The 19,332-nt window shown below is 72.0% G+C and carries 15 protein-coding genes; 9 read left to right on the top strand and 6 right to left on the bottom strand.

Features of this window, described 5'->3' with window-relative positions:
- Positions 1 to 160: 160 nt before the first annotated feature.
- Positions 161 to 1,297 (top strand): SGNH/GDSL hydrolase family protein, encoded by a 1,137-nt coding sequence (locus tag JOL79_RS09050; protein ID WP_210155273.1) that lies wholly within the window; start codon positions 161 to 163, stop codon positions 1,295 to 1,297.
- 45 nt (positions 1,298 to 1,342) lie between these two features.
- Here the strand turns inward: JOL79_RS09050 and JOL79_RS09045 are convergent, their stop codons facing one another.
- Positions 1,343 to 2,206 carry an aldo/keto reductase gene (locus tag JOL79_RS09045; protein ID WP_210155272.1) on the bottom strand — a complete coding sequence of 288 codons (864 nt, stop codon included), beginning with the start codon at positions 2,204 to 2,206 and terminating at the stop codon, positions 1,343 to 1,345.
- 189 nt (positions 2,207 to 2,395) lie between these two features.
- On the bottom strand, positions 2,396 to 3,406 hold the full coding sequence (locus JOL79_RS09040; protein ID WP_307848419.1) for a LacI family DNA-binding transcriptional regulator: 1,011 nt from the start codon (positions 3,404 to 3,406) through the stop codon (positions 2,396 to 2,398).
- 980 nt (positions 3,407 to 4,386) lie between these two features.
- On the opposite strand from JOL79_RS09040, the gene JOL79_RS09035 reads away from it, so the two are divergent.
- The 5 genes from JOL79_RS09035 to JOL79_RS09015 all read left to right on the top strand — a co-directional run bounded on the left by JOL79_RS09035 (position 4,387) and on the right by JOL79_RS09015 (position 9,387).
- On the top strand, positions 4,387 to 5,877 hold the full coding sequence (locus JOL79_RS09035; protein ID WP_210155270.1) for an arabinofuranosidase catalytic domain-containing protein: 1,491 nt from the start codon (positions 4,387 to 4,389) through the stop codon (positions 5,875 to 5,877).
- 238 nt (positions 5,878 to 6,115) lie between these two features.
- Positions 6,116 to 7,177 (top strand): Rieske 2Fe-2S domain-containing protein, encoded by a 1,062-nt coding sequence (locus JOL79_RS09030; RefSeq protein WP_210155269.1) that lies wholly within the window; start codon positions 6,116 to 6,118, stop codon positions 7,175 to 7,177.
- 7 nt (positions 7,178 to 7,184) lie between these two features.
- On the top strand, positions 7,185 to 7,415 hold the full coding sequence (locus JOL79_RS09025; RefSeq protein WP_210155268.1) for a hypothetical protein: 231 nt from the start codon (positions 7,185 to 7,187) through the stop codon (positions 7,413 to 7,415).
- A complete protein-coding gene (locus tag JOL79_RS33845; protein WP_210155267.1) occupies positions 7,412 to 8,371 on the top strand; it encodes a PDR/VanB family oxidoreductase in 960 nt (319 codons plus the stop codon). The genes JOL79_RS09025 and JOL79_RS33845 overlap by 4 nt, the downstream gene beginning before the upstream one ends.
- A gap of 116 nt (positions 8,372 to 8,487) precedes the next feature.
- The gene (locus tag JOL79_RS09015) at positions 8,488 to 9,387 is read left to right on the top strand and encodes an IclR family transcriptional regulator (RefSeq protein WP_210155266.1); all 900 of its coding nucleotides are present in this window, start codon (positions 8,488 to 8,490) and stop codon (positions 9,385 to 9,387) included.
- Between the two features lie 6 nt (positions 9,388 to 9,393).
- On the opposite strand, the gene JOL79_RS09010 is transcribed toward JOL79_RS09015, so the two are convergent.
- Positions 9,394 to 10,200, bottom strand: coding sequence for a family 1 encapsulin nanocompartment shell protein (locus JOL79_RS09010; protein WP_210155265.1), 807 nt, complete (start codon positions 10,198 to 10,200; stop codon positions 9,394 to 9,396).
- A complete protein-coding gene (locus JOL79_RS09005; protein WP_210155264.1) occupies positions 10,197 to 11,261 on the bottom strand; it encodes a Dyp-type peroxidase in 1,065 nt (354 codons plus the stop codon). The genes JOL79_RS09010 and JOL79_RS09005 overlap by 4 nt, the downstream gene beginning before the upstream one ends.
- Positions 11,262 to 11,457: 196 nt before the next feature.
- On the opposite strand from JOL79_RS09005, the gene JOL79_RS09000 reads away from it, so the two are divergent.
- Positions 11,458 to 12,237 (top strand): helix-turn-helix domain-containing protein, encoded by a 780-nt coding sequence (locus JOL79_RS09000; protein ID WP_210155263.1) that lies wholly within the window; start codon positions 11,458 to 11,460, stop codon positions 12,235 to 12,237.
- An 83-nt stretch (positions 12,238 to 12,320) separates the two neighbouring features.
- Here JOL79_RS09000 and JOL79_RS08995 read toward each other — a convergent pair whose 3' ends face one another.
- The gene (locus tag JOL79_RS08995) at positions 12,321 to 15,830 is read right to left on the bottom strand and encodes a S8 family serine peptidase (protein WP_210155262.1); all 3,510 of its coding nucleotides are present in this window, start codon (positions 15,828 to 15,830) and stop codon (positions 12,321 to 12,323) included.
- Between the two features lie 829 nt (positions 15,831 to 16,659).
- Here JOL79_RS08995 and JOL79_RS08990 point away from each other — a divergent pair.
- Entirely contained in the window at positions 16,660 to 17,655 is a 996-nt protein-coding gene (locus tag JOL79_RS08990) for a helix-turn-helix transcriptional regulator (protein WP_210155261.1), read from the top strand.
- On the opposite strand, the gene JOL79_RS08985 is transcribed toward JOL79_RS08990, so the two are convergent.
- Positions 17,585 to 18,214 carry a TetR/AcrR family transcriptional regulator gene (locus tag JOL79_RS08985; RefSeq protein ID WP_210155260.1) on the bottom strand — a complete coding sequence of 210 codons (630 nt, stop codon included), beginning with the start codon at positions 18,212 to 18,214 and terminating at the stop codon, positions 17,585 to 17,587. The two genes, JOL79_RS08990 and JOL79_RS08985, sit on opposite strands and share 71 nt — an antisense overlap.
- A 148-nt stretch (positions 18,215 to 18,362) precedes the next feature.
- On the opposite strand from JOL79_RS08985, the gene JOL79_RS08980 reads away from it, so the two are divergent.
- Positions 18,363 to 19,313, top strand: coding sequence for an SDR family NAD(P)-dependent oxidoreductase (locus JOL79_RS08980; RefSeq protein ID WP_210155259.1), 951 nt, complete (start codon positions 18,363 to 18,365; stop codon positions 19,311 to 19,313).
- Positions 19,314 to 19,332 lie beyond the last annotated feature (19 nt).

Here is a 19,332-nt window from a genome sequence, read left to right as displayed (position 1 = left end):
CTCCGCGGCCGGGTGCCCTGCCATGCCGCCGCACCGCGGCCGCCGCCGCCGGATGTCGCCGTGCCCGTGCCCATGAAACGTTCAGCACCGGCCCTTTCGGCGCCCGTCGGGATGGAAGCGACGGCCCGCGGCGCCCTCGCCGGCAGGAGAAGGAGAGACCGTGCGACGCACGCAGGTAAAGGCGGCGCTGGCCGCGCTGGCGATGACCGCCATGCTGCCGCCGGCGGCCGCCCACGCGACCGCCACGCCAGACACGACCCCCCTGGGGAAGCCGGCCCCGGCGTCCCTCTTCAGGGCGCACACCGCCGGCCGGGTCGAGCCGGCCGGCGGCTCGGTCCGCTACAGCTGGCCGGGCGTCTACTTCGAGGGCCGCTTCCGCGGCACCGGCGTCGGGGTCGCCCTCAACGACGCCGTGAACGATTACGACGTCCAGGTCGACGGCGCCACCGTCGCCACGCTGGTGACCCCCGGCCGTACCACCTACTGGGTCAGGGACCTGACCAACGGCGTGCACAGCGTGCGGCTCGTCAAGCGCACCGAGAGCCCGTCCGCCTTCGGCGAGTTCTACGGATTCGTCGCCGCCCCCGGCGGCGCCCTCCTTCCCGGGCCGGCCGATCGTCACCGGCAGATCGAGTTCATCGGCGACTCCTACACCGCCGGCTACGGCAATCTCTCCCCCACCCGCGAGTGCCCCGCCCCCGGCCAGGTCGACCGGAACACCAACACCGACATCAGCTTCGGCGCCCTCACGGCGCGCCGCCTCGGCGCCGACTACCAGGTCAACGCCTTCTCCGGGCGGGGCATGGTGCGCAACTACAACGGCATCGAGCCGGGCACCGACTACCGCACTTATTACGACCGCGCCCTGATCGGCGTGCCCGGCGACGTCTGGAGGAACCCGGGCACCTGGCACCCGCAACTGATCGTGATCGGCCTCGGCATCAACGACTTCTCCACCGCGATCAACCCGGGCGAGTCGTGGACGCCGGAGTCACTGGTCGCCGCCTACAAGACCGCCTACCAGGGCTTCATCGACAAGCTCAGGGCCCGGTACGGCAAGCGCGCGATCATCGTGGTCAGCGCCACGTACATGTCCAACACGACGGCGTTCTCCGACGCGGCGCGGCAGATCGTCCAGGACCGCAACAGGCGGGGCGACGACCGGGTCCGCTACTGGTACTACGACAATTCGGAGCTGGACTACGGCGGTTGCGACTGGCACCCGTCGGCCCACGACCACCAGATCATCTCCAAGCGTCTCGACGACTTCATCGCCACGCTTCCGCTGCGCTGGTGAGCGCGGGTGGCGGGGGCCCGCGGCCCCCGCCATCCGGATGGGCGCTCAGCCCGCCGCGTCGAGTGTGGCGATCTCGTCCGCGGACAGCTCCAGGTCGACGGCCTTGACGGAGTCGAGGATGGTCTCGGGGCGTGAGGAGCCGGGGATGGGAATCACCACCGGAGCCTTCGCCAGCATCCACGCCAGGCACACCTGCTGCGGGCTGACCCCGTGCTCGCGGGCGACCTCGGCGAAGGGCGCGAACCGGCTGCCGAGCCCGCCGGCCCGGCCGGTGCCGCCGAGCGGGCTCCACGGCAGGAAGGCGATGTCCATGTCCGCGCACAGGTCGAGCTCGGGTTCGCTGCTGCGGAACGACGGCGAGAACTGGTTCTGCACGCTGACCAGACGGCCGCCGAGGATCTCGTTCGCCTCCCGGATCTGCTCCGGATTGGCGTTCGAGACGCCGGCGTAGCGGATCTTGCCCGCGTCCAGCAGGTCGCGGATCGCGCCGACGGAGTCGGCGTAGGGCACTCTCGGGTCGGGCCGGTGGAACTGGTAGAGACCGATGGCGTCCACGCCGAGCCGCTTGAGCGAGGCGTCGCAGGCCTCCTTCAGGTGATCGGGCGAGCCGTTCACCGTCCACGAGCCGTCGCCGGGACGCAGGTGGCCGCCCTTGGTCGCGACGATCACATCGCTGGTGTCGCCGCCGTATCCGGCCAGCGCCCGCGCGATCAGCGACTCGTTGTGGCCCACCTCGTCCGCGTGGATGTGGTACGCGTCCGCCGTGTCGATCAGCGTGACCCCGGCGTCGAGCGCCGCGTGGATGGTCGCCACGGAGCGCCGCTCGTCCGGGCGCCCCTCGATCGACATCGGCATGCCGCCGAGGCCGATCGCACTGACCTGCGCGTCACCGAGTGGCCGATATTTCATGGAAATCCTCCTCGCAGGGGCATCCGCATCACTTCATGCTGCTCGACTCGGCGTCCCCCGGGCCAACACAGGATGTCGATGATCTCCAGCACTCTACGTGATGGCGGTGGCGGCCTCCGGCCGCGGCGGGGCCCCACAGGAGGAGGCGCGGCGAGGAGGGACCGGAGGCCCGGCTGGGCCTCCGGCCGCTCAGCCGCGGTGGGGCGCCGCCCCGGTGCTGTCCCTGACGACGAGCTCGGGCTCGACCAGGTGGCGGACGGCTACGCCGTTCTCACCGGCCACGCGGGACTCGAAGAGCCGGAACGCCTGCCGGCCGACCTCGCCGAAATCCTGCCGGAGCGTGGTCAGCGGCGGCCAGAAGTAGGAGGCCTCGGGCAGGTCGTCGAAGCCGACCACGCTGACGTCGCGCGGGGTGCTGCGCCCCGCCTCGCGGAGGGCGCGCAGGACGCCGAGCGCCATCTGGTCGTTGCCCACGAAGACCGCCGTCACGGACGGATCACGCGCGAGGAGCTTGCCGAGCTGGTATCCCGAGCGGGGGCTCCAATCGCCGCGCAGCGGCTCGGGAACCGGCCGGCCCTCCGCCTCCAGCACCTCACGCCAGCCCTCGATCCGGGCGCCCGCGTCGATCCAGTTCGCCGGCCCGGCGACGTGCCACACCGTCTCGTGGCCCAGGTCGAGGAGGTGCCGGGTCGCCCGGGCGGCTCCGGCCCGCTGGTCGACCATGACCACAGGAACGGAGGCGTTCTCCCCCGCCCCGACGGCGACCACGGGGAACTCGGGCGGCAGGTGACGCAGCCCCTCCGTGGCGGACTCGTGCGGCGCCACGATGATGACGCCGTCGACCGACTGCGCCCGCAGGCGGTCGACCCCCTCCTCCATGGAGAGGCGGTTGAGGTTGCTCAGGCTGGCGATGCTGACGGTGTAGCCGCTCTGCCGCGCGGCCCGCTCGATGCAGTAGAGCGTGGAGGCCGGGCCGTACTGGGTGGTGTCGACGCTCACCACGCCCAGCACCCCCGAACGTCCGGTGACGAGCTGCCGCGCGGCCGCGTTGGGCCGGTAGTCCAACTCCCGCATGGCCGCGAGGACCCGGGCGCGGGTGTCCGCGCGCACGAGTTCGGGCGCGTTCAGCACCCGTGAAGCGGTCATCGCCGACACCCCGGCGAGCTGTGCGACATCGCCCAGCACCGCCGGCTTTCCCACCCGTGGCTGCCCATCCCGCCGCCCCGCCATGGGCTTCACCCCCTTGCCGTTAACGTTAACAGGGCAGTCGTCGTCACGCGCGAGCGGCACAACCCGCGAACCGGAGCTGACCTACCCGCCTGACCAGCCCTGACAGCGCCGCCGGGGCGGTGCGCGGGGCGCGGCACCCCGGCCGTACTGCCGCTGTGTGGACCGGTCCGCCGCCGGGCTCTCCCGGCGCCGCCGGCACACCCGCCGCGGTGGGCCTCGCCGCTGGCGCACCGGCGATCCCGGAGGGACGGGTCACGGAGTGAAACGTTCAAATTCCGGAGCCCAGCCGGCACCGCCCACCTCCCGTCCGTCACCATTCGTCCCATTCGTTGTCACCCGTCGCTCTCAACACCCCGCCACGGCCCGCCGGGACGCACCCCAGGGGGTCACCCGCGCACCCTTCCGGCACTCTCCCGGCCGCTCCCCCCATCCCGGGGAACGCGGGACGACGGACTGTCACACCTTCTCGCGACATTCCCTACTTTCATTAAGCAGATTAGCCGGACAAATTATGCTATGTGCCCGAATTAACGTTTAATTTACAATTGGCCGATTCGCGCGGACCCCGGCCAGGCGCCGAGCCGGAGCGCCATCCGGCCGGCCGTATCGGCCGCCCGCACACCCGCCTCACCGGCGGCCGTGGAATGAAAGTTTCGGCTCCGCCCGGCGTAGCCGCCCGACCTCGCGGCCCGAAATCGCAGCTCACACCGGACCACATGGAGCCGTACGGATATGGGGCGGGGCCCGGCTCGTTGACTGACCCCGCGCCACGGGGATTGGCTCCGCACAGCGATACGCGCCATTCGCGAACGGAGCCACAGCCGGGATCGGCCATCGAATGTTAGCGCTAACAGAAGACTCGACCGGCGAAGGCTCCTGAACGGCGGCTCGACCGTGCGCACTCGGCCGCCGCGGATGACCGTCACAACTCGGAGAATGGGAACACACCTGTGCGACATGACAACTCCTTTCACCGGCGGCTGAGGCTTTCGGCAGCCGCCGTCGCCGCCCTGCTGACCGGGGCCGTCGGCGTCGTCGGCGCCCTGACGACGACCGCGGCCGAGGCCGCGGCCGGATGCCGGGTCGACTACACGGTGAACAACTCCTGGCCCGGCGGCTTCGGCACCAACGTCACCATCACCAACCTCGGAGACCCGATCGACGGCTGGCGGCTGACCTGGTCGTTCTCCGCCGGGCAGACGATCACCCAGCTGTGGAACGGCACCTACACCCAGTCGGGCTCCCAGGTCACGGTGACCAACGTCTCCTACAACGCCACCATCGGCACCGGCGGCAACACGTCCTTCGGCTTCAACGGCTCCTGGAACGGCACCAACCCCGTGCCGACGAGCTTCTCGCTCAACGGGGTCGCCTGCACCGGCGGTGTGACGACCTCGCCGTCCACCTCGCCGTCGACGTCGCCCTCGGCTTCGCCGTCGATCTCGCCGTCCGCCTCGCCCTCGGCCTCGCCGTCCGGCACGCCGACCAGGCAGCCGTGCGACATCTACGCCGCGGGCGGCACGCCCTGTGTGGCCGCGCACAGCACGACCCGCGCGCTGTACGCGAACTACAACGGCGCGCTCTACCAGGTGCGGCGATCCTCGGACAACACCACCCGTGACATCGGCGTGCTGAGCCCGGGTGGCGCCGCCAACGCGGCGGCGCAGGACTCGTTCTGCGCCGGCACGACCTGCCTCATCACGATCATCTACGACCAGTCCGGCCGCAACAACCGCCTGACCCAGGCGCCTCCCGGCGGGTTCTCCGGCCCGGCCGCGGGCGGCTACGACAACCTCGCCACCGCGACCAAGGCGCCGACCACGGTCTACGGGCAGAAGGCGTACGGCGTCTACGTCGATCCCGGTGTCGGCTACCGCAACAACTCCACCAACGGCATCGCCAAGGGCGACCAGCCCGAGGGCATGTACGCCATCTTCGACGGCACGCACTACAACGGCGGCTGCTGCTTCGACTACGGCAACGCCGAGACCAACAGCCGTGACAACGGCAACGGCACGATGGAGGCCATCTACTTCGGCAACATCAAGGTCTGGGGCTACGGCGCGGGCAACGGCCCGTGGATCATGGCCGACCTGGAGAACGGCCTGTTCTCCGGCGTGAACCAGCACTACAACGCGGGTGACCCGAGCATCAGCCACCGCTACCTGACCGCCATCGTCAAGGGTGAGCCGAACCACTGGGCCATCCGCGGCGGCAACGCCCAGTCGGGCGGCCTGGGGACCTTCTACGACGGCGTGCGGCCCAACGTGTCGGGCTACAACCCGATGAAGAAGGAAGGCGCCATCATCCTCGGCATCGGCGGCGACAACAGCCACGGCGCCGCCGGCACCTTCTACGAAGGCGTCATGACCTCCGGCTACCCGACGGCCGCCACCGAGGACGCCGTCCAGGCCAACATCGTCGCCGCCGGCTACCGGTGATCCACCTCAGGTAGACCGAACGCCGCGATCGCGACCGAGCCGCCCCCGGCACACGCCCGGGGGCGGCTCACCCGCGTTGGCCCGGGGCGCGGTGGCCACCCCTCACATTTGTTTTCCGGCATTCGGAAAGTCGCATTTTACGGTCAACGGGTAAAAGGTCACGATTCTTCTCGCCCGGTCCTTCTCTCCCGCGGGCCGGGAGACGCCGCCACCCCCCCGGATGACGAAGGAGTCGCCTGTGCCGACATTCCCCCGCGACCAGTGGTACGTCGCCGCCTACGGGCGCGAGATCGGGCACGAGCTCTTCAGCCGCACCGTCTGCAACGAGTCGATCCTGTTCTGGCGCACCCAGGCCGGGTCCGTCACCGCCGTGTCCAACCGCTGCGTGCACCGCCGGTTCCCCCTGTCGCAGCCGCCGTCCGCGCTGGTCGACGACCAGGTGGTCTGCGGCTACCACGGCTTCACCTACGCCGCCGACGGCCGTTGCACCGCCGTACCCGGCCAGACCAGGATCCCCCGCGCCGCCCGGCTCACCTCCTACCCGGTCGTCGAGCAGGACTCGTTCGTCTGGGTGTGGATCGGCGACCCCGCCAAGGCCGACCCGGCGCGTGTGCCCCGGGCGCCGTGGCTGGAGTCCCCCGGCTACGCCACCGTCTCCGGCATGGAGCCGCTGCGGGCCAGGTTCGGGCTGCTCGTCGACAACCTGCTCGACCTCAGCCACGAGACGTACCTGCACGGCGGATACATCGGCACGCCCGAGGTGGCCGCCACGCCGATCACCACCGAGGTCGACGAGGACGCCGGCATCGTCTACGTGAGCAGGCACATGGACGACGCGGAGTGCCCGCCGTTCTACTCCAAATCCACCGGCCTGAACGGACGGATCATGCGGTGGCAGGACATCGAGTACATGCCGCCGTGCCTCTACACGCTGCACTCGCGCATCGCCCCTCTCGGCGTCCTGCCGCACGACGACGGCACCGACCCCGGCGCGTTCCACGTCGAGGTCGTCTACGCCATGACCCCGGAGACGGACACCTCGACCCACAACTTCTGGGCCGTCGCCCGTGACTTCGCCCAGGAGGACCAGAGCGTGTCCGATTTCCTGGCCGAGCAGAACCGCACGGTCGTGCTGCAGGACGTCGCCGCGCTGAACGCGCTGGAGAAGTCGATCGCGGCGGAGCCGGAGGGCTACCAGGAGCTGTCGATCAACATCGACACCGGCGGCCTCGCCGCCCGCAGGATGCTCGCCAAACTCATCGAGCGGGGTTCGGCCGCGCCGTCCGCCGCCAAGGGCTGAGGCTCGGATGAGCGTGGACCCGTCCCGTGCGGCCCGCGGGGTGTTCCGCGTCGAGTGGCTGCCCGGAAGCGACCAGTTGCGGGGGTTCTGCCACTGCGGCGCCGCCACCGTGGCGGACGGCCCGGTGGAGGTGTGGGACTGGCTGCTGGCTCACCCCGTCGGACACGACACCCGTGGCCGGGCGTCCGTGCCCGGGTCCGGCCCTGCGGTGCTCGCGGGAGCGGGGGCGGCGCCGTGACGGGCGGAGCGGAGCCGGAACGGCTCCTCGTCGTCGGCGCGCGGGAGCCACGCGCCGACGGGGTGATCACCCTGGACCTGCTGGATCCGGCCGGCGCGGACCTGCCGGCGTGGGCGCCGGGGGCGCACGTCGACCTCGTCCTCGCGGACGGCCTGGTCCGGCAGTACTCGCTGTGCGGCGACCCGGCGGACCTCCGGGTCTGGCGGGTCGCCGTGCAGCGGGAGCCGGGCGGCCGCGGCGGCTCCGAGCTCGTGCACACGAAGCTGGAGCGGGACGCCGCCGTCCTCGTCCGGGGCCCGCGCAATCACTTCCCGCTGGAGCCGGCCCAGGGCTACCTCTTCATCGCCGGAGGGATCGGCATCACCCCGATCGTGCCGATGGTGGCCGCCGCGGAGGCGGCCGGGGCCGAGTGGTCGCTGACCTACGGGGGCCGCACCGCGACGTCGATGGCCTTCGCGGCCGAGCTGGCGAGTGCGTACGGCGACCGGGTGCGGCTGCGTCCCCTGGACGAGCACGGCCTGCTCGACCTCGACGCCCTTCTCTCGCGGCCGCGGCCCGGCGTCCTCGTGTACTGCTGCGGCCCCGAGGGCCTGATCGAGGCGGTGGAACGCCGGTGCGCGGCGTGGCCGCCGGGGACGCTGCACGTGGAGCGCTTCACCCCCAGGGACGTGGGCGAGCCGGTCAGGTCGCGGCCGTTCGAGGTCGAGCTCGCGGTCACCGGCGTCACCCTCACTGTGCCGCCGGACCGCTCGATCCTGGAGGTGCTGGAGGAGGCGGGCGTGCCGATCCTGTCGTCCTGCCGGGAGGGCACCTGCGGCACCTGTGAGACGGAGGTGCTGGCGGGCGAGGTCGATCACCGCGACTCGCTCCTCACCGAGGAGGAGCGCGCGGCGGGCGACATCATGTACGTCTGCGTCTCCCGCGCCGCGTCCCCGAGGCTGGTCCTCGGCCTGTGACCGCCGTGCGGCACGGGCACGTACTGCCAGGGGCCCGTACGGCACGGCATTGACGGCACGGCATTGACGGCATTCGCGGCATGTACGGCACGGGCGGCCTGTGCCATTCTGACCGGATGAGCGGGAACGCGACCGGCCGGGCCGGCGAGGCCGTCCGCCGCGCGGCCGGGGCGACGCAGGCCGGCCCCGGTGGGGAGGCGCTGGAGCGCACCGGCCCCGTGGTGGCCCGCGCCCTGCAGATTCTCGGCGCGTTCACGGCCGACCGGCGGGCGCTGACGCTGAGCGAGTTGTCCCGGCGCGCCGGGCTGCCCGTCTCCACCGTCCACCGGCTGGCGGCCGAGCTCGTGGCGTGGGGCGCGCTGGAGCGCGACCAGCGGGGCTGCTACCACGTCGGCCTGCGCCTGTGGGAGATCGGGTCACTCGCCCCGCGCGGACAGGGTCTGCGCGAGGCGGCACTGCCCTACCTTGAGGACCTGTCCCATGTGACCAGGGAGAACGTGCAGCTCGCCGTGCGCGAGGGCACCGAGGCCGTGTTCCTGGAGCGGATCGCCGGAACGGTGGCCGTGCCGGTGCTGACCCGTGTCGGCGGCAGGTTCGCACTGACGTCGACGGGCGTCGGGCTCGTCCTGCTGGCTCACGCGCCCGTCGACGTGCAGGAGATCGTCCTCGCCACCCCGGTCAGGCGCCACACCGAGCGCACGATGACGACGCTCGGCGAGCTCAGGGCCGCGCTCGCGGACACCCGCGCGCGGGGATACGCGGTCAGCGACCGGCAGATCTCCCTCGACACCCTCTCGGTCGCCGCGCCCGTCCGCGACGGGACCGGGAGGGTCGTCGCCGCGGTGTCCCTCGTCGTCCGGTACGGGACGGCCCACCCGCGGGCGCTGGCTCCGCTGGTCCGCACCAGCGCGCGGGCGATCTCGCGCGCGCTCGGGCACGCCGGTCAGGAGGGCTCGACCGAACGGAGGGTACCGGCGGTACCGGCGGCACCGCCGTCCCGGCCGCCGGTGGGATGAGCCGCGTCAGCCAGCGGACGGCGTGAGCGCCACGGCGGCCTCGGCGGTGTGGACGAGGAAGGTCAGGGTCTCCTGGAAGTACAGCTCGACGCCGGTGGCGTCGTGGGACAGGTAGCCGATGGACAGGTCCTGCCCGATGCACAGCTCGAAGTCGCCGCCCCGGCTGGAGACCAGGTACGCCCCGTCGATGGCGGGCGCCCAGATGATCTTCCCGCTGAGCAGGCGGGCGATGTGCTCGTGGACGGGATAGCCGTACACCGAGGTCTCGTTGACGGCCGTGTAGGCGGCGGCGCTGAGCACCAGGTCGTACGGCCCGCCGACCCCCGCGAGGCGCAGCGCCGAGATCGCGTGGCTGATGGCGTCGGGGTAGTCTCCCACCTCGGCGGGGAGCGGGACGGCCGGGTTCGACGCGCTCTCGCGGATGCCGGAGATGCCGGCCGCGGCGTACCCCTCGAAGATCGCGCGGTCCTCGGCGAACGCGATCCGCTTGGCGGCGACCTTGACCGGCTGCCAGTCGGCGTCCTTGGCTCCCCGCTCGACGTCGTCGACCTGCGCCCGGTCCACCGTGAACGGCACCCGCAGCTCAAGGATCGGCTGCGACCTGCGGGTGCGCGCGACGACGCCGGCGGCGGGGGGCTCGACGGGGTCGAGGTGGCCGGTGGAGACGGCGGCCAGCTCCAGCCCGGCCGGCTCGGGCACGTCGACGACCCGCCGGCCCGCCACGTGCCGCCGGAACGTGCGCCGCGCCTCCTCCTCCAGGTCGGCCCAGGCGGCCTCGGAGATGGGCGCCAGTTCGCGATGCAGGTTGTTCATCGGGACATGCTCCTCTTCAGGTCGCCGATCCCCAGCGACCCGTCGGGCGAGGGCCGGGCATCGAGGTCGGGGCCGGTCTCGGCCGCGTGGCCGGCGCCGGGTGGTTCGGGAAGGTCGTCGAGGAAGTCGGCGCTGGGCGCGAAGAAGAGCGAGCCGGTGACCGCCGTGGAGAAGTCGAGGATCCTGTCGGTGTTGCCGGGCGGATCGCCGAGGAACATGTTCTCCAGCATCTTCTCCGTCACCGCGGGGGTGCGGGCGTAGCCGATGAAGTAGGTGCCGAACTCGCCGCGCCCGACGTTGCCGAACGGCATGTTGTCGCGGAGGATGCGCCGCTCGGTGCCGTCGGGGTCGGTGATCGTGGTCAGGGCGACGTGCGAGTTGCCGGGTTTGACGGCGTCGTCCAGCTCGATGTCGGACAGCTTGGTCCGCCCGATCACCTTCTCCTGTTCCTCCACGGGCAGCGCGTTCCACGCCTGGAGATCGTGCAGGTACTTCTGCACGATGACGTAGCTGCCTCCGGCGAACTCCGGGTCCTCGCGGCCGATCAGCACGGCCTCGCTCGCGACCGGGCCGACGGGGTTCTCGGTGCCGTCGACGAAGCCCAGCAGATCGCGTTCGTCGAAGTAGGTGAAGCCGTGGACCTCGTCGCGGACCACGACCGAGCCGCGCAGCCGGTCCATGATGTGGGAGGCCAGCTCGAAGCACAGGTCGAGCCGCATCGCCCGGATGTGGAAGAGCAGATCGCCGGGGGTGGACACGGCCGTGTGGACCGGCCCGCGCAGCTCCCGGAAGTCGTGCAGCCCGGCCGGGCGGGGCCCGGCGAAGAGGCGGTCCCACGCCTTCGAGCCGATGCCGGCGACGCAGCTCAGCCTGGCCTCGCCCGCCCGGAAGCCGACCGACCGCTGGAGCGCGGGCAGGTCGGTCAGCAGGTCCCGCGCGACCGCCTCGCCTCCGGGGGCGATCGTCACCACGAGGAAGATCGCCGCCGTCGTCAGCGGGCTGAGCACCGACTGGGGGACCGCGGGGCGTCCCGGTTCCCCCTCGGGCACCTGCTGTGTCATCTCCGCGCCCTCCTCGCCTCGCGCCTCGCAGGGCCCCAGCCTTTCAGGCGGCGGCCACGGGGTGCGACGCCGGGGTGGCCGGCCCGGTCCCCTGCCCGGGTCCGCACTGGTCGGCACTGGTGCGGCGGCGGAGCCGGGCGATCAGGGGAGTGACGCACCCATCCTCCCCGGCCGGCTCGCGTCGTAGCGTGGCGGAGTGGACGTTCTCGCCGATCTGCTTCGCGCGCTCCGCTCGGCGGCGCGGCCCGACGGCCCGCCGGGGCGGGGCGACGAGCCCGCCGCCGGGCTCCGGCAGGAGGAGGTCGCGCTGCTGGCCGGAATCAACCCGGCCTACTACGCGCGCCTCGAACGAGGCGACGCGCTCGAGCCGCCCGACTGGGTGCTCGGCGCCCTGGGGCGGGTGTTCGGCCTCGACGACGGCTGCATGGAGTATCTGCACCGCGTGGCCCACCCGGGCGGCGACACGCAGGTCCCGGGCAGGGTCCTGCGGATCGTCGACGGCTGGCGGCACGCGCCGGTCTTCGCCGTCAACAGGCGGCTCGACGTGCTGGCCGCGAACAGCATGGCCCGCACCCTCTTCAAGGGCATGGACCACACCGACAACCTGATGCGGCACACGTTCCTGTCCGACGCCGCCCGCGAGTTCTTCCCGCACTGGGAGCAGGAGGCGCGGTCGAAGGTGGCCCATCTGCGCGCCGCCGCCTCGGCCGGGCCCGTGCCGGCCCTGGCCCGGCTGGTGGACGAGCTGTGTTCGGAGAGCCGGGAGTTCCGCCGGCTGTGGGCGCGGAGCGACGTCGGGGCCGGCGAGTACAAGCGCATGCACCACCACGACCTCGGCGGCCTGGACCTGCGGCACGACACGCTGTCGGTCGAGAGCGCCCCCGGCGTGCTGCTCTTCGTCTGCCAGGCCGACCCCGGGACCGCCTCGGAGGACGCGCTGTCCCTGCTGAGCATCCTGGCGGCGGAGGACGAGTGAGCCGCCGAGGCGGCTGAAACGACTGAAACGGCCGACCGGCCCGCCCCGTGGTCGCGGGACGGGCCGGCCGTGTGGCACGACCGTTACGAGGCGGTCCTGTCGGGACGCTCGGTCACGCGGACGAAGTTCACGATCGGATCACCCACACGCGCCCGGAACGCCACGTCGAGCCGGCCGCCGGCGACCTTCACCGTGTACTGGCGGGTGACCGCCGTGTTCTCGCCGGCCTCCCTGGCGAGGTCGAGACCCTCGATCACCCGGCGGCCCGCGACGGAGACGTCGAAGACCCGCTTGCCCGGCTTCTTGTGCCGGGTCTCGGCGAAGCCGAGCTCCACGGTGTAGACGCCGTCGGGCAGGCGGTCGAACCGGTACGCCCGCATGCCCTCACGGGCGCTGCGGAACAGTCCCTGCTCGGTGGTGCCCTTGACGTCCGTGGCCGACGTGCTCGCCTTCGTGTCGTCGCCCACGTAGCCGTACCCGCCGGTGGTGAACTTCCGGTCGGCCGCCCACGTGTCGCCGCCGGCGTCGGTCACGGCCTTGCCGCCGCCCGCCTCGACGGCGACCTGGACCTTCGGCACCACCACGAGCACGGTGACCGGAACCACCGGGGCCCGGCCGCTCGACGACCGCACGAGCAGCGTTCCGGTGCGGACGGTGCCGGGCTCGACACCCGCGCTGGAGGCGGCGACCTGGATGGTCGCCGTCGCGCCCGCCGCGAGCCGCCCGCTCGCCGGGGTCACGCTCAGCCAGGTCTGCGCCGGGTCGTTCTCGACGGTGTACGTCGCGTCGGCGCCCGGGTTGGCGAGCTGGAAGGTGCTCTTCCTGGTGGCGGAGGCCGGCATCACCAGGGTGACCCGGTCGGTGGACGCGGTGACCCGGCCGGTGGCCAGGGCGGCGTCCATCCGGTTCCGCCCGCCGGCGGCGACCGTGACCTCCTTGGTGAGGGTGCCGTAGTTGTCCGCCGAGATCTCCACCCGGTGGTCGCCGGCGGGCACCTGCCCGAGGAAGGCGCCGTCGGGGCCCGTCGTGAAGGCGGCGGCGTCGTCGACCCGCACGGTCGCGCCGGCCAGCGGGCCGCCGTCGTTGGCGTCGGTGACGACCCCGGTGAGCAGCCCGCGGCCGCGGGCGGCGATGGTCAGGCTCTGGCCGTCGCGCAGGACCGGGCTCTCGAAGGAGTACTGGAACGCGTCGGTGCCGTCCTCGTTCTCGATGCCGACCGTGGCGCTCTCGCCCGCCTTGCGGACGGTGTCGAGACCGCGGTAGCGGAACTCGACGGAGCCGTCCTCTCCGAGCAGCGCCTCGAACGAGAAGAACTCGTCGGCGTTGTAGAACTTCACGTTGCGCCACTCGACGACGAAGGTGCGGTTGGGCGCCGTCCCGAGGACGGCGGTGTAGAGCGCCTCCGGGCCGTACAGTGCGAGGTCGTCCCAGTACGGGTAGACACCGGCGTTGATCTCGTCCTGCCGGGGCAGGGTCGTGTTGCTCGGGAAGGAGTAGCCGTTGGCCATGCCGAAGGTCAGGTAGCCGTTGGTGCTGATCCGGCCCCTGGTGTACGTCTTGCCGTAGAACGGGAAGGCGAACGGCAGGTCGATCACCTGGGTGTCGTCGTCGTCCGTGAGCGGCTGCGGCGTGGTGGCCTCGACGTACGCCTCCTTCCCGCTCCTGCAGGTGTAGCCGAAGGCGTCGATGTGGCTGGACAGCTCGATGTCCTTGGTCGTGTCACCGCCCACCGTGACGGACACGGTGGCGTCCTCGGCGCACAACGAGTCCGCGGTGACCTTCAGGTCGTAGGTCGTGTGCGGCAGCAGCAGCTCGTAGTGGCCGCGGGCATCGGTCACGGTGGTGGCGGGGGTGCCGGCCGCGGTCACCGTGGCGCCCGACTCGGGCTCGCCCACGCTGGTGACGGTTCCCGACACCGTGCTCATGGCCTGAGCCGTCAGCGTCGCGTCCGCCGTGACGGTCTGGTCGACGGCGACGGTGACGGTCCGGGTGACGTCGTCGTACGCGAACTTCCGGACGGTGAACTGGTAGTCGCCGCTGAGCAGGCGGGGCAGCGTGTACGTGCCGTCCGGCCCGGTGGAGACCGTGCGGTTCAGCGGCCCGGAGATGCCGACCGTCGCGCCGGCCACGGGCGCGCCGCCGGAGGTGACCGTGCCCGTCATCGTGCCCAGCTCGCCGGCCGGGGTGGACTTGACCGCGGCGTACGCGTCGAGCATGCCCTCGCCCCAGACGAAGTTGTCCGCGGCGGTGCCGCCGCAACTCTCGTCGTCGACGTCTGCCGCCGTACGGTCGAGCAGTGCCCGGGTGCCCTCGATGTCGTTCCGCAGGTAGGGCGAGGCCGACCACATGAGCGCCACTGTCGCGGCGACGTGGGGGCTGGCCATCGAGGTGCCCGACTTCAGCCCGTACCCGTTGCCGGGCAGCGCCGACCGGATGTCGACGCCGGGCGCGGAGATGTTCGGCTTGATCTCGCCGTTCTCACCGGGACCCCTCGACGAGAAGTAGGCGATCTGGCCGCTGGAGTCGAAGGCGCCGGCGCTGTAGCTGGCCGCGTAGCCGCCGGGTGTCCCGGTGGTGTCGCACGCCTGCCCCGCGTTGCCGTTGGAGAAGGCGGGGAAGATGCCGGCGGCGACCCACGCCTCGACCATGTCCTTGTACCAGAGGTCGATGCCCGTGCCGCCCCAGGAGTTGTTGACGATGTCGGGCGCGAGGTCGGGACGCGGGTTCTGGCCGTTCAGGTCGGTGGGCGCGAGGATCCACTGGCCGGCGGCGAGCAGGGCGTAGTCGGGGCAGCCGTCGATGAGGCAGCCCTTCGCCGCGATCCACTTGGCCCCGGGGGCGACGCCGATGTTGTTGGCTCCGCCGTCGCCGCCGACCATGGTGCCGACGGTGTGGGTGCCGTGGCCGCGGTCGTCGCACGGCGTGTGGTCGGGGCAGGCGCCGGCCGGGTCGTACCAGTTGTAGTTGTGGTCGACGGTGCCGTCGGCCTTGGTGCCGCGGTAGTGGGAGACCAGGGCGGGGTGATCCCACTGCACGCCGGTGTCGATGCTGGCGATGACGATGCCCTCGCCGTGGTCGCCGAGCTCGTTCCAGACCTTGGGGGCGTTGATCCGGTCGACGTTCCACTCGACGGTGGCGGCCGAGGTCGTCGCCGCCTTCGCGGCCTTCGCGGGCTGCGGGTCCGGGAGCGGGACGGTCACGGACGGCTCGATCGACGCCACCTCGGGCAGCTTGGCGATGTCGGCGGCCAGCTTCGCGTCACCCGTCACCTTGACGGCGTTGACGATCCAGAACGGGGTGAAGTCGGCGTGCGCGCTCGTGAGGAGCTTGCGCAGGCCGGCCTGGGACGACGCGGCGGTCTCCGTCTTCAGCCGGTAGACCTGCCGTCCCTTGTCGCTCTTGCTCCTCGCCACACGCGCGGCACCGAGGTCGGCGTGGTCCTTGAGCCGTACCCAGAAGGTGGTCTTCCCGTGGGCGGAGAGGTCCTGCTGAAGTGCCTTATCGATCTTGGTGGGATCGGGAGTGGCCGGTGCCGCGATCGCCGCGGTCTGCGGGAGCAGCATGGCCAGGGCGGCGGTCCCGATCAGGACCATTCGCCGTAGGTGCGGTAGTGACACGCGATCTCCTATGTGGGCACGCACGTGCCCACAGGGGGGTAAAGGGATTAGAGAGGCTCAAATGAACTTCCGGGGAAGCATCATGATGGATCAAGATATTTACGGCAATACGTGAATAAATCGTTCAACTCGATGTAACAAACGGTCACCACGCTCCGCGCATACGCGCTCACATCGCGCCACATTGGGGGCTTGGAGCCAACAGACCAAGGGGGGCAGCGGGGCTACAGCGGCGCCAGTGGCCACAGGAGGGCTGAGTGATCGCCGACCCGGGACGCACGGATGAGGGCAGATGCCGCCGGGAGGACTCCGGGTCGGGACGCGGCGCGGGAAACGCGGAGGGCGCCGTGGACACACGACCGCGGAGGGGCCGCGGAGGGACACGAAGAGACGCCGAGGGACACGGAGAGACGCGCAGGGGACACGGGTGCGTTGCAGGGCGGAACTGGTGCCGGCCATGGCGTGACACGAGGTGACACAGGGCGACACGGGGCGACACGGGGCGAGACAGCGACACGCGGAGGGGCCCAGGGAGGCGGCATGCCGGCGGCGGCGGTGGCCGGTCCGCGACATGCCGCGGGACGGTGCTCGCCGGGATAGGGCGAGCCGCCGTCCGTCGGAGCGACGGGTATGCGCTCGTACCGCTCCTCCACCGCGCGCTCCTGGGCCCAGGGGTGCGCGGCGCCTGTAACGGCGAGAAAGAGTGAACTTCCTGGGGCTATTGGTTGTCCAGGTACCCTTGTGACCAGTTTCGCCAGCGTGGCGTGATTCGCCACGATCTCAAGAGCAAGATGGAGCGGGGCCCGTGCTGGGGGCGTTGGGCATCAGCGAGTTCGACGAGCGCGTCTACCGGGCGCTCCTCGACCAAGGCGAGCGGACGGTGACCGAGATCGCGGCGTGGGCCGGCGCGCCGCCCTCACGGACCAGGCACGCCATGACACGTCTCATGGCGCTGGGGCTGGTCCGGCGGGTCGCGACCGGCCGTTACCAGCCCGTACGCCCGCAGGACGCGGTGCCCGCCCTGATCAACCGGCGGCGGCTGGAGATGGAGGCGGCGTTCACCCAGGCCGGAGGCGCGGTGGACGATCTCGCCCAGGTCTACCGGGCGGCGCGGCTGCGCACCGATCCGAGCGACATGGTGGAGGTGCTCTCCGGACGCGACGCGGTCAACCGGCGGGTGGAGGAGCTCACCCGCTCGGTCACCACCCACATGTGGGTGTTGGACCGGCCGCCGTACCTGTGGGCGAACGGCCAGCCGGACACCAACGAGACGGAGATCGCGACGACGCTCGGCATGATCCGGCGGGGCGTGGAGATCCGCTCGGTGTACTGCCCGGAGTCGATGCACCGGCCGGGCCGGTTCGAGACCGTCCGCAGACTGGCCGCCATCGGTGAACAGGCGCGGATGCTGCCGAGCCTGCCGTTCAAGCTGAGGATCATGGACCAGCGGGTCGCGCTCGTGCCGCTGGTCGGCGGCGTCTATGACAGCCTCGCCGTGGTGCACCCCTCGGGCCTGCTGGACGCGCTCATGGAACTGTTCGACGCGTACTGGGAGCGGGCCGAGCCGCTCGCCGGCGCGGCGGCGGCGCACGGCGACCAGCCGGACGACGAGCGGCCGAGCGAGGAGGACCTGCTTCTGCTGCGGATGCTGAAGGCGGGGCTGAAAGATCAGGCCATCGCGCGGCAGCTCGGTGTCAGCGCGCGGACCGCCACCCGGCGCATCTCCACGATCATGACGAGGATGGGGGCGGAGACCCGGTTCCAGGCCGGCGTGGAGGCGGCGGCCCGAGGCTGGCTGTGAGGCGCAGCCCCGCCATCACGAGATCGAGCAGCCGCGACGCGAGATCCCGCTGTGACTCGTGGCTCGCGATGAGGGCGACTCCTCCGGCGGCCATCATGACGTCGGCGGCCGGAACGTCGTCGCGGACCGTCCCGGCGGCGACGGCGGCCCGCAGCAGGCGGTCGACGGCCGCGCACAACAGGTCGCGGCTGTGCGTTCGCAGGCCCTCCCGCGCGGCGAGGATGCCGGGCAGCGCCTCCGACATCCCGTTCTTGGTCATCACATAGCCGACGAAGCCCTCCATCCACTGCCGCAGGGCGTCCTCGGGCGGCAGCCGGCCGAGGAGCTCCCCCGCCGATTCCGCCAGCCGTTCGGTCTCCCTCCGGTAGGTGGCCTCGATCAGGTCCTCACGCGTCGGGAAGCGGCGGTAGAGGGTGCCGATGCCCACACCCGCGTTCTTCGCGATCGCCTTGAGCGAGGTGTCGGCGCCCTCCTGCGCGAACGCACGCGCCGCCGCCTCCAGGACGCGTTCGTGGTTGACCTGCGCGTCCGCCCTCAGCCGCCGTTGCCCGGTCGTCATAGCACCCCTCTTCCTTTAACCGGAGCTGGCTCCGGTTATAGTCGTCGACGTAACCGGATGCGGCTCCGGAACGGAGCCTATCCGAGGGTCCTAGCGAGGCCAGTCCGGAGGCGCCTCCGACGGCCTGCCAGAGGAGAGAGGCATCACCATGGCACGACTCACCATCCCGTTCGGGGCCACGTCCACCGCGGCCGAGGTCATCGCCGGAGTCGACCTGACGGGCCGGCGGGCGATCGTCACGGGGGCGGCGTCCGGCATCGGAACCGAGACGGCCCGCGCCCTCGCGTCGGCCGGCGCCGATGTGACGCTCGCCGTTCGCGACACGACGGCCGGCGAGAGCGTGGCCGAGCGGATCGCGAAGGACAGCGGCGCTCCGGCCGCACGGGTGGCGCGGCTCGACCTGGCCGACCCGGCGTCCGTCGCCGCGTTCGTGAGCGCGTGGCGAGGTCCGCTGCACATATTGGTCGCCAACGCGGGCGTCATGGCCACGCCGGAGCGCCGCACCGCACAGGGCTGGGAGCTGCAGTTCGCGACCAACCACCTCGGTCACTTCCAGCTCGCCACCGGCCTGCGCCACGCGCTGGCCGCCGCCGGGGACGCCCGCGTCGTGGCGGTGAGCTCGGTTGGACACGTGAACGGCGAGGTGCTGTTCGACGACGTCAACTTCGAGCGGACGCCGTACGACCCGTGGGCGGCCTACAGCCAGTCGAAGACGGCGAACGTGCTGTTCGCCGTCGAGGCGGCGAGGCGCTGGGCGGGCGACGGCGTCTCGGTGAACGCGCTCAACCCCGGCCGGATCTGGGGCACGAACCTCGGCCGCCACATGACGGCTCCGCCGGAGAGCTTCGACCCGGCGGGCGCGACGGGTATCTCCGTGAAGGACGTCGCGCAGGGTGCGGCCACCTCGGTGCTGCTCGCGGCGTCACCCCTGGTCGACGGCGTCACCGGCGCCTACTTCGAGGACTGCCAGGTGGCCGGGCCCCACGTGCCCGGGGTGCGGCGCGGCGTCGCCGCGCACGCGCTCGACCCGGCGAAGGCGGCGCGGCTGTGGGACCTGTCGGGCGCGATGCTCGCCGAGGCGGGATACCCGGTGCTATGACCACGCCCCGGGCCGCCGC

The organism is Microbispora oryzae (genome assembly GCF_017896165.1).
GTDB lineage: Bacteria > Actinomycetota > Actinomycetes > Streptosporangiales > Streptosporangiaceae > Microbispora > Microbispora oryzae.
This window is presented reverse-complemented; position numbering and strand designations above follow the sequence as displayed.

Coding starts and splice junctions, on each gene's coding strand:
- JOL79_RS09045 (WP_210155272.1), bottom strand. CDS start 2,206: ATGAAATATCGGCCACTCGGTGACGCGCAGGTCAGTGCGATCGGCCTC.
- JOL79_RS09025 (WP_210155268.1), top strand. CDS start 7,185: ATGAGCGTGGACCCGTCCCGTGCGGCCCGCGGGGTGTTCCGCGTCGAG.
- JOL79_RS09015 (WP_210155266.1), top strand. CDS start 8,488: ATGAGCGGGAACGCGACCGGCCGGGCCGGCGAGGCCGTCCGCCGCGCG.
- JOL79_RS09010 (WP_210155265.1), bottom strand. CDS start 10,200: ATGAACAACCTGCATCGCGAACTGGCGCCCATCTCCGAGGCCGCCTGG.
- JOL79_RS09005 (WP_210155264.1), bottom strand. CDS start 11,261: ATGACACAGCAGGTGCCCGAGGGGGAACCGGGACGCCCCGCGGTCCCC.
- JOL79_RS08995 (WP_210155262.1), bottom strand. CDS start 15,830: ATGGTCCTGATCGGGACCGCCGCCCTGGCCATGCTGCTCCCGCAGACC.
- JOL79_RS08985 (WP_210155260.1), bottom strand. CDS start 18,214: ATGACGACCGGGCAACGGCGGCTGAGGGCGGACGCGCAGGTCAACCAC.
- JOL79_RS08980 (WP_210155259.1), top strand. CDS start 18,363: ATGGCACGACTCACCATCCCGTTCGGGGCCACGTCCACCGCGGCCGAG.